At 61.1% G+C, this 12,372-nt stretch carries 7 protein-coding genes, 2 tRNA genes and 3 rRNA genes; 9 read left to right on the top strand and 3 right to left on the bottom strand.

The window, feature by feature from the left end:
- Positions 1–198 precede the first annotated feature (198 nt).
- Together QQA13_RS14150 and QQA13_RS14145 are read left to right on the top strand one after the other, a co-directional pair.
- Complete coding sequence (locus tag QQA13_RS14150; RefSeq protein ID WP_108471656.1) at positions 199–1,443, top strand: acetylornithine transaminase; 1,245 nt, start codon at positions 199–201, stop codon at positions 1,441–1,443.
- A gap of 13 nt (positions 1,444–1,456) precedes the next feature.
- A complete protein-coding gene (locus tag QQA13_RS14145) occupies positions 1,457–1,876 on the top strand; it encodes a VOC family protein (protein WP_108471655.1) in 420 nt (139 codons plus the stop codon).
- Position 1,877: 1 nt separating this feature from the next.
- Here QQA13_RS14145 and hemL read toward each other — a convergent pair whose 3' ends face one another.
- Complete coding sequence (hemL, locus tag QQA13_RS14140) at positions 1,878–3,158, bottom strand: glutamate-1-semialdehyde 2,1-aminomutase (RefSeq protein WP_108471654.1); 1,281 nt, start codon at positions 3,156–3,158, stop codon at positions 1,878–1,880.
- A complete protein-coding gene (gene thiE, locus QQA13_RS14135; protein WP_108471891.1) occupies positions 3,155–3,793 on the bottom strand; it encodes a thiamine phosphate synthase in 639 nt (212 codons plus the stop codon). Before thiE ends, hemL begins: the two co-directional genes overlap by 4 nt.
- Positions 3,794–3,909: 116 nt before the next feature.
- Here thiE and QQA13_RS14130 point away from each other — a divergent pair, with 116 nt between their 5' ends.
- Positions 3,910–4,104: a rubredoxin gene (locus QQA13_RS14130; protein ID WP_108471653.1), complete on the top strand. Its 195-nt coding sequence runs from the start codon at positions 3,910–3,912 to the stop codon at positions 4,102–4,104.
- 219 nt (positions 4,105–4,323) lie between these two features.
- Here the strand turns inward: QQA13_RS14130 and QQA13_RS14125 are convergent, their stop codons facing one another.
- Positions 4,324–4,755 (bottom strand): DUF192 domain-containing protein, encoded by a 432-nt coding sequence (locus QQA13_RS14125; protein WP_108471652.1) that lies wholly within the window; start codon positions 4,753–4,755, stop codon positions 4,324–4,326.
- Positions 4,756–5,239: 484 nt separating this feature from the next.
- Here QQA13_RS14125 and QQA13_RS14120 point away from each other — a divergent pair.
- The 6 genes from QQA13_RS14120 (at position 5,240) to glpK (ending at position 12,366) form a co-directional block, all read left to right on the top strand.
- A 16S ribosomal RNA gene (locus QQA13_RS14120) occupies positions 5,240–6,784 on the top strand.
- Between the two features lie 197 nt (positions 6,785–6,981).
- A tRNA-Ile gene (locus QQA13_RS14115) sits at positions 6,982–7,058 on the top strand.
- Positions 7,059–7,076: 18 nt separating this feature from the next.
- Positions 7,077–7,152, top strand: a tRNA-Ala gene (locus QQA13_RS14110).
- 208 nt (positions 7,153–7,360) lie between these two features.
- Positions 7,361–10,242, top strand: a 23S ribosomal RNA gene (locus QQA13_RS14105).
- A 194-nt stretch (positions 10,243–10,436) separates the two neighbouring features.
- Positions 10,437–10,550, top strand: a 5S ribosomal RNA gene (gene rrf / locus QQA13_RS14100).
- Together the 16S, 23S and 5S rRNA genes with 2 tRNA genes alongside form the textbook arrangement of a ribosomal RNA operon.
- 316 nt (positions 10,551–10,866) lie before the next feature.
- Positions 10,867–12,366, top strand: a complete 1,500-nt coding sequence (gene glpK, locus QQA13_RS14095; RefSeq protein ID WP_108470305.1) for a glycerol kinase GlpK — start codon at positions 10,867–10,869, stop codon at positions 12,364–12,366.
- Positions 12,367–12,372 lie beyond the last annotated feature (6 nt).

Raw genomic sequence — 12,372 nt, 5'->3', positions numbered from 1 at the left:
CCGTGCCGGATGGCGGCGTGTGCGCGGCGATGCGCACCAGCACTGCATGGCGGCGGGTTGTAACGTGGGCGATACAGTCCGTCGGCAGGTGTTACACAGGCAGCGCGATTGTGTGAAACCGCGGCGTGGCTCTACGATGCGCGCCACGCAAAGCCCATCGTCCATCCAGCGGTCTGCGCCGCCAGCTCGAGATCAACCATGCACGAACAACCCTCTGCCCTGATCGAACTCGGCAAGCGCTATTGGCTGCCGGTGTACAAGCCGCGCGAGCTGGTGCTCGACCACGGCAAGGGTGCGCGGGTGTGGGATACCGAAGGGCGCGACTACGTGGATTTCGGCGCCGGCATCGCGGTGAACGCGCTCGGCCACCAGGACCCGGACCTGCTCGCCGCGCTGACCGCGCAGGCGCACAAGTTGTGGCACAGCAGCAACGTGTTCTACACCGAGCCACCGCTGCGGCTGGCCGAGGAACTGGTGCGCGCTTCGGGTTTCGCCCAGCGCGTGTTCCTGTGCAACTCCGGCGCGGAGGCGAACGAGGCGGCGATCAAGCTGGTGCGCAAGTGGGCGACGGCACAGGGCCGCGCGCCGGAGCGGCGCGTCATCATCACCTTCAAGGGCTCGTTCCACGGCCGCACCCTGGCCACCGTCACCGCCACCGCACAGCCGAAGTACCAGCAGGGCTACGAGCCGCTGCCGGCGGGGTTCCGCTACCTCGACTTCAACGATGCGCAGGCGCTTGAGGCGGCATTTGCCGCCGGTGATGTCGCTGCCGTGATGCTGGAGCCGGTGCAGGGTGAGGGCGGCGTGCTGCCGGCTGCGCCGGGTTTCCTCAGGCGTATCCGCGAACTGTGCGACCAGCATGATGCGCTGCTGGTGCTGGACGAGATCCAGTGCGGCATGGGTCGCACCGGCACACTGTTCGCGCACGCGCACGAGCATGTCACGCCGGACATCGTGACCCTGGCCAAGGCGCTCGGCGGCGGCTTTCCGATCGGCGCGATGCTGGCCGGCCCGAAGGTGGCCGAGGTGATGCAGTACGGCGCCCATGGCACCACCTTCGGCGGCAACCCGATGGCTGCGGCGGTGGCGCGCGTGGCGCTGGCCAAGCTGTCCTCGTCGGCGGTGCTGATGAACGTGGAGCGGCAGGCGAACGACCTGCGCGCGGGGTTGGCGTTGATCAATCACGAGCTGCAGCTGTTCGCCCAGGTGCGCGGCCGCGGCCTGATGATCGGCGCGGTGCTGGCCGAGCCGTACAAGGGCAAGGCCGGCGCGATCCTCGACTACGCTGCTGCGCATGGCCTGCTGCTGTTGCAGGCCGGGCCGGATGTGCTGCGCTTCGTGCCACCGCTGACCATCACCGACGAGGAACTGGCCGATGGCCTCGCCCGTCTGCACGCGGCGCTGAGCGATTTTGCGGCAATCATCCAGGAACCCGCCGAGTGACCGGGAGTCTCCGATGAAATACCTGCACAGCATGGTGCGCGTGCGCGATCTCGACGCCTCGCTGCGTTTCTACTGCGAAGGCCTCGGCCTGCGCGAAGTGCGTCGCCAGGAAAATCCCGCGGGCAAGTACACGCTGGTGTTCCTGTCTGCGCCGGACAGCCCCGAGGCCGAGATTGAACTGACATACAACTGGGACTCCACCGAGGACTACGGTAGCGCGCGCAACTTCGGCCATCTGGCGTTCCGCGTCGAGGACATCTACGCCACCTGCCAGCGGCTGATGGACATGGGCTACACCATCCATCGCCCGCCGCGCGACGGCCACATGGCCTTCGTGCGCTCGCCCGACCTGATCTCGATCGAGCTGCTGCAGGAAGGCCATCTGCCGCCACGCGAGCCGTGGGCGTCGATGCCGAATACCGGCAGCTGGTGAATCAGCCCTTCGCGTCGCGCAGGGCGCCGCGGGCGGCTTCCAGTGTGTCGGCGATGTCCTGGTCGCTGTGCGCGCTGGACATGAATCCGGCTTCGAATGCCGACGGCGCCAGGTACACGCCGCGCTTCAGCATGCCGTCGAAGAAGCGGTTGAACAGCGCGGTGTCGGCCGCCGTGGCCTGCGCGTAGCTCTGCACTTTTTCGGCGCTGAAGAACAAACCGAACATGCCGCCGACACGGTTGGTGCTGAACGCGACGCCTTCGCCGTCGGCGACGGACTGGAAGCCGTCGCAGAGCAGGCGCGTGCGGGCAGCCAGTTTGTCGTGGAAACCGGGCGCCTGGATCAGTTCCAGCATCGCCAGGCCTGCCGCCATCGCCACCGGGTTGCCAGAGAGCGTGCCGGCCTGGTAGATCGGCCCGCTCGGCGCGATCTGTTCCATCAGTTCGCGGCGGCCGCCGTAGGCGCCCACCGGCATGCCGCCGCCGATGATCTTGCCGAAGGTGGTGAGATCCGGTGTCACTCTGTAGTGCGCTTGCGCGCCGCCGAGTGCCACGCGGAAACCGGTCATCACCTCGTCGAAGATCAGCAGTGCGCCCGACTGCGTGCACAGCTCGCGCAGGCCCTGCAGGTAGCCGTCCAGCGGCGGAATGCAGTTCATGTTGCCGGCGACCGGCTCGATGATCAGGCCGGCGATCTCGTTGCCCTGCTCGGCGAACAGCGCCTGTGCGGCGGCAAGGTCGTTGTAGGGCAGGGTCAGGGTGAGGTCGGCGTTCGCCTTCGGCACGCCCGGCGAGGTCGGCACGCCGAAGGTCAGCGCGCCGGAGCCGGCCTTGACCAGGAAGCTGTCGCCGTGGCCGTGGTAGCAGCCCTCGAACTTCACGATCTTGCTGCGGCCGGTGGCACCGCGTGCGAGGCGGATCGCCGACATGGTGGCTTCGGTGCCGGAGTTGACCATGCGCACCATCTCGACCGAGGGAATCAGTCGGGTGATCGTCTCCGCCATGGTCACTTCGGCCGGGCAGGGTGTGCCGAACGACAGGCCGTTCTTCACCGCGCGCTCGACCGCCTCGCGCACCGCGGGGTGGTTGTGGCCGACGATCATCGGACCCCACGAGCCGACGTAGTCGATGTAGCGCGTGCCTTCGACATCCCACAGGTAGGCGCCGTCCGCCCGCGCGGTGAAGAACGGTTCGCCACCCACCGATTTGAACGCGCGCACCGGCGAATTCACGCCGCCGGGCATCAACTTCAGGGCGCGCTGGAAGAGTTCGTGGTTGCTCATCGTGCGGATTCTCGATCGGAGGAGTACAGGTCGGCGAAGCGCTGTGCGGCGGTGCGCACGTCGGTCGTGGCGAACACGGCAGTGACGGCCGCCAGGTAATCGGCGCCGGCTTCGACCAGCGCGGCGCCATTGTCCGGCGTGATCCCGCCGATCGCCACCCGCGGCACGCCGAGCGCGGCGCTTTGCCTCAGCAGGTCGACCGGGACGCGCGCTGCCAGTGGCTTGGTCGGCGAAGGAAAGAACGCGCCGAAGGACACGTAGCTGGCGCCGGCGCGTGCGGCGGCCTGCGCGCGCGCCAGCGAGCCGTAGCACGACACGCCGACGATCGCATGTTCGCCCAGCACGGCACGCACGGCCACGGGCTCGTCATCGTCGCGTCCCAGATGCACGCCATCGGCGCCAACGGCCAGCGCCAGCGCGATGTCGTGGTCGATGATCAGCGGCACGCGATGGGCGTGACACAACTGCACGAGCGCCGTCGCTTCGGTGCGGCGCCGCGCCGTGTCGTCGCTCAGGTCGCGGTACTGCAGCAGCGTGGCACCGCCGGTCAGCGCCTGCGCGACGACGTCGAGCAGATCAGGGCGCGGTCCGTCGGTGATGGCGTACAGGCCGCGGTTGAGTGAGAGTGTCGGTATCTTCAAGTCATCGCCTCGCGGGTGGGGTGGCAGAACCATCGTATGGTCGCGCTTTCGTATTGTCGGGCGAGTTGCGAGAATGCTCCATTCCCCAAGCGATCCGAAGAAGCCCGATCATGAGCCAGAGATCCACCGAAACCGCCTCGCGCAAATGGATGTGCGTCGTCTGCGGTTATATCTACGACGAAGCCGTGGGCGTGCCCGACGAGGGTATTCCCGCCGGCACCCGCTGGGAGGATGTGCCCGACACCTGGACCTGCCCGGACTGCGGCACCACCAAGGACGATTTCGAGATGATCGAGCTCGACTGAGCGCCGATTCCTGCCCGCAAACGGCCCGATCCCGTCAGTGCATTGGCCGGGCCGCCTGTTCTGATGTTCCTGCGCCCGGTCATGCGGCGCGCCATGCCGGGAACATTCCATGCAACAATTCATTCCGTTCGAAGACGACTGGGTCGCACTGGAAAACCTGCGTCCCGAAGACCTGATTCCCTATCGTGTCGGCATGCTCGATGTGCCGCATGCAGCCGCTCAGCGCGCCGTCCCGATATCACCGTCGATCTTCAACACATCTCCTGGCTTCGCCCCGATGCGTTGCGCCGTGCCGGCAGACAGCTCCAGTACGTAGATCGCCGGCGCATCGCTGGGATAGGTCGGGCAGGGATCGGCCTTGCAGGGCGGCACGTCCAGCTGCATCGAGACCAGTCGGCGGTCCGCATCGAAGTACAGGATGTCCAGCGGGATAAGCGTGTTCTTCATCCAGAACGCCTGCGGCCCGGTGTGGGGAAACACGAACAGCATGCCGTGGCCGGGCGCCAGCGTGGTGCGCATCATCAGGCCATGCTGGCGACTGGCGTCATCGGTGGCGAGCTCCACTGAAAAGCGTTGCCCATGCAGTTCGACCATCGGTGCCTTGGGCTGCATGGGAACAGGGCCGGAACAACCGGCCAGCAGAAAAAACATCGGGGCAGTCCATCGTTTCATCGTGTCTGTTCGTGGTGGATGGGAAGACGCGGCGGGCAGTGTAGCGTCGCGGCTGGGCGCGCCTCGGCAAGAAATAGTGCATGAGCCTCTTCCCAGCGACGCGACTCGGCGCTATGATTCTCGCCCCTTCGACGAGACGCCCTTTCGCGAAGGTCTTCGCAACACTTCTCGCTGAAAAAGTTTCTTCCGAGGGTGTTGACGGTCAAGAAAAGCGATGTAGAATGGGCGGCTCACCCGGGACGAAAGGTCTTGGGGCGATCACCGAAACGGTGGTTGGTAAAAAAGATCTTTGACAGTGTGCGCAGGTGAATTGTGTGGACGTCTTGTGCTGGAGGGTTACGACCTGTCCAAGCAATGCAAGCGTCCCACCAAGTAAAAAGTCAGTAATGAGTTTTGACTGGTTGGGAAGAACGCTTCAGAAAGATAGACGGCCAAGCCCGCGAGGGTAAGGTTGTCGAAAACTTAAGTGAAGAGTTTGATCCTGGCTCAGATTGAACGCTGGCGGCATGCCTAACACATGCAAGTCGAACGGCAGCACAGTCGTAGCAATACGATGGGTGGCGAGTGGCGGACGGGTGAGTAATGCATCGGGATCTACCCTGACGTGGGGGATAACCTCGGGAAACCGGGACTAATACCGCATACGTCCTACGGGAGAAAGCGGGGGACCTTCGGGCCTCGCGCGGCAGGACGAACCGATGTGCGATTAGCTAGTTGGCGGGGTAATGGCCCACCAAGGCGACGATCGCTAGCTGGTCTGAGAGGATGATCAGCCACACTGGGACTGAGACACGGCCCAGACTCCTACGGGAGGCAGCAGTGGGGAATATTGGACAATGGGCGCAAGCCTGATCCAGCAATGCCGCGTGTGTGAAGAAGGCCTTCGGGTTGTAAAGCACTTTTATCAGGAGCGAAATACCACGGGTTAATACCCTATGGGGCTGACGGTACCTGAGGAATAAGCACCGGCTAACTTCGTGCCAGCAGCCGCGGTAATACGAAGGGTGCAAGCGTTAATCGGAATTACTGGGCGTAAAGGGTGCGTAGGCGGTTCGTTAAGTCTGTCGTGAAATCCCCGGGCTCAACCTGGGAATGGCGATGGATACTGGCGAGCTAGAGTGTGTCAGAGGATGGTGGAATTCCCGGTGTAGCGGTGAAATGCGTAGAGATCGGGAGGAACATCAGTGGCGAAGGCGGCCATCTGGGACAACACTGACGCTGAAGCACGAAAGCGTGGGGAGCAAACAGGATTAGATACCCTGGTAGTCCACGCCCTAAACGATGCGAACTGGATGTTGGTCTCAACTCGGAGATCAGTGTCGAAGCTAACGCGTTAAGTTCGCCGCCTGGGGAGTACGGTCGCAAGACTGAAACTCAAAGGAATTGACGGGGGCCCGCACAAGCGGTGGAGTATGTGGTTTAATTCGATGCAACGCGAAGAACCTTACCTGGCCTTGACATGTCCGGAATCCTGCAGAGATGCGGGAGTGCCTTCGGGAATCGGAACACAGGTGCTGCATGGCTGTCGTCAGCTCGTGTCGTGAGATGTTGGGTTAAGTCCCGCAACGAGCGCAACCCTTGTCCTTAGTTGCCAGCGAGTAATGTCGGGAACTCTAAGGAGACTGCCGGTGACAAACCGGAGGAAGGTGGGGATGACGTCAAGTCATCATGGCCCTTACGGCCAGGGCTACACACGTACTACAATGGTCGGTACAGAGGGTTGCAATACCGCGAGGTGGAGCCAATCCCAGAAAGCCGATCCCAGTCCGGATCGGAGTCTGCAACTCGACTCCGTGAAGTCGGAATCGCTAGTAATCGCGGATCAGCTATGCCGCGGTGAATACGTTCCCGGGCCTTGTACACACCGCCCGTCACACCATGGGAGTGGGTTGCTCCAGAAGGCGTTAGTCTAACCGCAAGGAGGACGACGCCCACGGAGTGGTCCATGACTGGGGTGAAGTCGTAACAAGGTAGCCGTATCGGAAGGTGCGGCTGGATCACCTCCTTTCAAGTAATAGACGGCGTGAGTCTTCACGCAAGACGTCCACACAAGACACCTGTACTTCACGCGACATCCTGTCGCGAAGAGCGTAGATCAAGACCGACCATTCATGGTCGGACTCTTCATCAACAGCGGCTTCGAATCTGGGCCTAGGCAGTTTGTCCAGGTAGTTTGGCTCGCGGGTTCTGGGGTTCATCCTTCATGGGTCTGTAGCTCAGGTGGTTAGAGCGCACCCCTGATAAGGGTGAGGCCGGTGGTTCGAGTCCACCCAGACCCACCATTATGCCAAGGTTTCCTTGGGGCCTTAGCTCAGCTGGGAGAGCACCTGCTTTGCAAGCAGGGGGTCGTCGGTTCGATCCCGACAGGCTCCACCAAGGTTCGATCTACGCGTGAAGTATCAGCACACAAAAGATTTTTGAAATCATCCGGCATTGAGGCCGGCGTGATGTTCTTTGAAAACAAGTAAACGAGTGACAAGCGTCTTGGTTCGAACCGAACCGAGGCAAGTGTTAAGGCACGAAAACGAAGTAACTTGGCTGCACCTGAGGAGGGTGCATGCCCCGAGGCGACTTGGGGTTATATGGTCAAGCGACTAAGCGTATACGGTGGATGCCTTGGCAGTCAGAGGCGATGAAGGACGTGGCAGCCTGCGAAAAGTGTCGGGGAGCTGGCAACAAGCTTTGATCCGGCAATGTCCGAATGGGGAAACCCACCGCGCAAGCGGTATTGCATGGTGAATACATAGCCATGCAAGGCGAACCCGGGGAACTGAAATATCTAAGTACCCGGAGGAAAAGAAATCAACCGAGATTCCCTGAGTAGCGACGAGCGAACGGGGACTAGCCCAAAAGCACATTGTGTTCTAGTCAAACGGCATGGAAAGGCCGGCCATAGATGGTGATAGCCCAGTCGACGAAAGGGCACTTTGTGTGAAATTGAGTAAGGCGGGGCACGTGAAACCTTGTCTGAATATGGGGGGACCATCCTCCAAGGCTAAATACTACTGACTGACCGATAGCGAACTAGTACCGTGAGGGAAAGGCGAAAAGAACCCCGGAGAGGGGAGTGAAATAGACCCTGAAACCGTATACGTACAAGCAGTGGAAGCCCGCAAGGGTGACTGCGTACCTTTTGTATAATGGGTCAGCGACTTACTGTCAGTGGCAAGCTTAACCGTATAGGGGAGGCGAAGAGAAATCGAGTCTGAATAGGGCGCATAGTCTCTGGCAGTAGACCCGAAACCGAGTGATCTATCCTTGGCCAGGTTGAAGGTGCGGTAACACGCACTGGAGGACCGAACCCACATCTGTTGCAATAGATGGGGATGAGCTGAGGATAGGAGTGAAAGGCTAAACAAACTCGGAGATAGCTGGTTCTCCTCGAAAGCTATTTAGGTAGCGCCTCGGACGAATCTTCCTGGGGGTAGAGCACTGTTATGGCTAGGGGGTCATCGCGACTTACCAAACCATGGCAAACTCCGAATACCAGGACAGACTATCCGGGAGACACACGGCGGGTGCTAACGTCCGTCGTGAAAAGGGAAACAACCCAGACCCGCAGCTAAGGTCCCAAAGTCATGGCTAAGTGGAAAACGATGTGGAAAGGCATAGACAGCCAGGAGGTTGGCTTAGAAGCAGCCATCCTTTAAAGAAAGCGTAATAGCTCACTGGTCGAGTCGGTCTGCGCGGAAGATTTAACGGGGCTAAGCCATGCACCGAAGCTCGGGGTGTGCACACTTGTGTGCACGCGGTAGAGGAGCGTTCCGTAAGCCTGTGAAGGTGGATTGTAAAGTCTGCTGGAGGTATCGGAAGTGCGAATGCTGACATGAGTAACGATAATGGGGGTGAAAAGCCCCCACGCCGAAAGCCCAAGGTTTCCTCGCGCAACGTTCATCGGCGCAGGGTGAGTCGGCCCCTAAGGCGAGGCAGAAATGCGTAGTCGATGGGAAGCTGGTTAATATTCCAGCACTTTTCTACAGTGCGATGTGGGGACGGAGAAAGTTAGGTCTACCGGGCGTTGGTTGTCCCGGGGAAAGGCGGTAGGCATGGGTCTTAGGCAAATCCGGGACCCTTTATGCCGAGCACCGAGACGAGTCCTATTGGACGAAGTGACCGATACTACGCTTCCAGGAAAAGCCACTAAGCTTCAGCTGTAGAAAAACCGTACCGTAAACCGACACTGGTAGGCAGGGTGAGAATCCCAAGGCGCTTGAGAGAACTCGGGTGAAGGAACTAGGCAAAATGGCACCGTAACTTCGGGAGAAGGTGCGCCCATCGACGTGGTCACGTGCGTGACTGAGCGTTGATGGGTCGCAGTAACCTGGCCGCTGCGACTGTTTATCAAAAACACAGCACTCTGCAAACACGAAAGTGGACGTATAGGGTGTGACGCCTGCCCGGTGCTGGAAGGTTAATTGATGGGGTCAGCCGCAAGGCGAAGCTCTTGATCGAAGCCCCAGTAAACGGCGGCCGTAACTATAACGGTCCTAAGGTAGCGAAATTCCTTGTCGGGTAAGTTCCGACCTGCACGAATGGCGTAACGACAGCGGCGCTGTCTCCACCCGAGACTCAGTGAAATTGAATTCGCTGTGAAGATGCAGCGTTCCCGCGGCAAGACGGAAAGACCCCGTGAACCTTTACTATAGCTTTACACTGAACGTTGAGTTCTTCTGTGTAGGATAGGTGGGAGGCTTTGAAGTGCAGACGCCAGTTTGCATGGAGCCATCCTTGAAATACCACCCTGAAGTGCTTGACGTTCTAACCTCGGCCCGTAATCCGGGTCAGGGACCGTGTATGGTGGGTAGTTTGACTGGGGCGGTCTCCTCCCAAAGAGTAACGGAGGAGCACGAAGGTACGCTCAGCGCGGTCGGACATCGCGCACTGTGTGCAAAGGCATAAGCGTGCTTGACTGCGAGATCGACGGATCAAGCAGGTACGAAAGTAGGTCTTAGTGATCCGGTGGTTCTGTATGGAAGGGCCATCGCTCAACGGATAAAAGGTACTCCGGGGATAACAGGCTGATACCGCCCAAGAGTTCATATCGACGGCGGTGTTTGGCACCTCGATGTCGGCTCATCACATCCTGGGGCTGTAGCCGGTCCCAAGGGTATGGCTGTTCGCCATTTAAAGTGGTACGCGAGCTGGGTTCAGAACGTCGTGAGACAGTTCGGTCCCTATCTGTCGTGGGCGTTGGAGATTTGAGGGGGGCTGCTCCTAGTACGAGAGGACCGGAGTGGACGTTCCGCTGGTGTTCGGGTTGTCTCGCCAGAGGCATTGCCCGGTAGCTACGAACGGAAGTGATAACCGCTGAAAGCATCTAAGCGGGAAGCACGCCCCAAGATGAGATCTCCCGAGAGCTTGACTCTCCTTAAGGCACCATCAAGACCAGGTGGTTGATAGGTCAGGTGTGGAAGCGCAGCAATGCGTTCAGCTAACTGATACTAATGAGCCGTGCGGCTTGACCATATAACCCCAAGACGCTTCGTTTGTTCCCGAAGCTTGTCTGATTCGAATTCACCTCGACGCTTGTCACTCGTTTACACCTTATTGACGCGAAGTCCTTTTCGCGAAGAGCAAAACCCGCCATCCATGGCGGACTCTTCAGAAAGGCTTTGTCTCCAGACTGAAGCGGGCGCATCTTGCGCTGCTTCAACCCCTTCCCTGGCGGCCATAGCGGCGTGGTCCCACCTGATCCCATCCCGAACTCAGAAGTGAAACGCGCATGCGCCGATGGTAGTGTGGCTTTGCCATGCAAGAGTAGGTCACCGCCAGGGGCTTTATCCTGAAACACCCTCACCGGCAACGGTGGGGGTTTTTCTTTTTGCGCCGCTGGCGACCACTCGTCGCGACCCGCACAGGTCACCGCCAGGGCTTTATCCTGGAAGGCCTCCCCGCCCGGGGAGGCCTTTGTCTTTGTGGCGATTCGGGATGGCTGCTGCGTAAGCCTCTGCCCATCACATCTTTGTAATGCCCCAGCCCGGCGGCAAGCACACTTGCGCGCATGGAACATGAGAGAACGATGCGGGGCGATCGCCCCACTCCCGGCCTGTTGCTACTCTTTGCGGACAGGTTTGTGCGAAGGGAAGTGCCGTGGCGCAACGTTATGTTTTGGCGATAGATCAAGGCACGACCAGCTCGCGCGCGATGCTGTTTGATCGAGTCGGCGCCGTGGCCGGCTCGGCGCAACGCGAGTTCCGCCAGATTTTTCCGCAGCCCGGCTGGGTCGAGCACGATCCGAAGGAAGTCCTGGCCAGCGTGCTGGCGACGGTTGCCGAGGTGCTGGCCGCGGCACAAGTCGATGCCGACGAATTGGCCGGTATCGGCATCACCAACCAGCGCGAAACCGCCGTGGTGTGGGACCGGTACACCGGCCAGCCGGTCTACAACGCCATCGTCTGGCAGTCGCGGCAGAGCCTGGCGATCTGCGAGAAGCTGGAGGCGGACGGTTATGCCCCGCTGGTGCGCGAAAAGACCGGCCTACTGATCGATGCGTACTTTTCCGGCAGCAAGATCCGCTGGATCCTCGATCATGTCGACGGTGCCCGCGCCCGTGCGAAGCGCGGCGACCTGCTGTTCGGCACGATCGACAGCTGGCTGATCTGGAATCTCAGCGGTGGCAAGCTGCATGTCACCGACGTCAGCAATGCAGCGCGTACGCTGTTGTTCGATATTCATACCCGACGGTGGGATGACGAATTGCTGCGCATGCTGGATATCCCGCGCAGCATGCTGCCGCAAGTGCGTTCGTGCAGCGAGGTATACGGCCATACCGTGGCGCTACCCGGTTTACCGGCCGGTGTGCCGATCAGCGGCGTGGCCGGTGACCAGCAGGCGGCCTTGTTCGGCCAGGCCTGCTTCGCGCCCGGCATGGCCAAGAACACCTACGGCACTGGCTGCTTCATGCTGATGCACACCGGAATCCAGGCGGTGCCCTCGCGGCATGGTCTGCTGACCACGATCGCGTGGGAGCTGGATGGCGTCGTCGAGTACGCGCTGGAGGGCAGCATCTTCGTCGCCGGCTCGGTGGTGCAGTGGCTGCGCGATGGCCTGCAGATGCTAGTGCACGCCAGCGATTCGCAGGCCTGCGCGGAGAGCGTGGAATCCAGCGAAGGCGTGTACCTGGTGCCAGCCTTTGTCGGGCTGGGCGCGCCGTACTGGCGCAGCGACGTGCGCGGCGCGATGTTTGGCCTGTCGCGCGGCACTCGCAAGGAGCACGTGGTGCGCGCGGCGCTGGAGTCGATGGCCTACCAGTCGCGCGATGTGCTGGCCGCTATGGAGGCCGATGCCGGCATCCCGCTGAAGGAGCTGCGTGCGGATGGCGGTGCGATCGCCAACGATTTCATGGCGCAGTTCCAGAGTGACATGCTCGGCGTGCCGGTACTGCGGCCGAAGATCGCCGAGACTACCGCGCTGGGCGCGGCCTACCTGGCTGGCCTGGCCGTGGGGTTCTGGGAAAGCCGCGAGCAGATCGCGGCGCTGTGGCAGGTCGATCGATGCTTCCAGCCCGCGATGGAGGAGTCGCATCGCGAGCAGTTGTACCGCGGCTGGCGGGATGCGGTGAATGCCACCATCGGTTTTCGCGTCAACTGAAAGCGG

The organism is Rhodanobacter thiooxydans (assembly GCF_030291135.1).
Taxonomy (GTDB): Bacteria; Pseudomonadota; Gammaproteobacteria; order Xanthomonadales; family Rhodanobacteraceae; genus Rhodanobacter; species Rhodanobacter thiooxydans_A.
The sequence above is the reverse complement of the archived record's forward strand: the minus strand, read 5'-3'. Positions and strand labels throughout refer to the sequence as shown.

Coding starts and splice junctions, on each gene's coding strand:
- QQA13_RS14150 (WP_108471656.1), top strand. CDS start 199: ATGCACGAACAACCCTCTGCCCTGATCGAACTCGGCAAGCGCTATTGG.
- QQA13_RS14145 (WP_108471655.1), top strand. CDS start 1,457: ATGAAATACCTGCACAGCATGGTGCGCGTGCGCGATCTCGACGCCTCG.
- hemL (WP_108471654.1), bottom strand. CDS start 3,158: ATGAGCAACCACGAACTCTTCCAGCGCGCCCTGAAGTTGATGCCCGGC.
- QQA13_RS14130 (WP_108471653.1), top strand. CDS start 3,910: ATGAGCCAGAGATCCACCGAAACCGCCTCGCGCAAATGGATGTGCGTC.
- QQA13_RS14125 (WP_108471652.1), bottom strand. CDS start 4,755: ATGTTTTTTCTGCTGGCCGGTTGTTCCGGCCCTGTTCCCATGCAGCCC.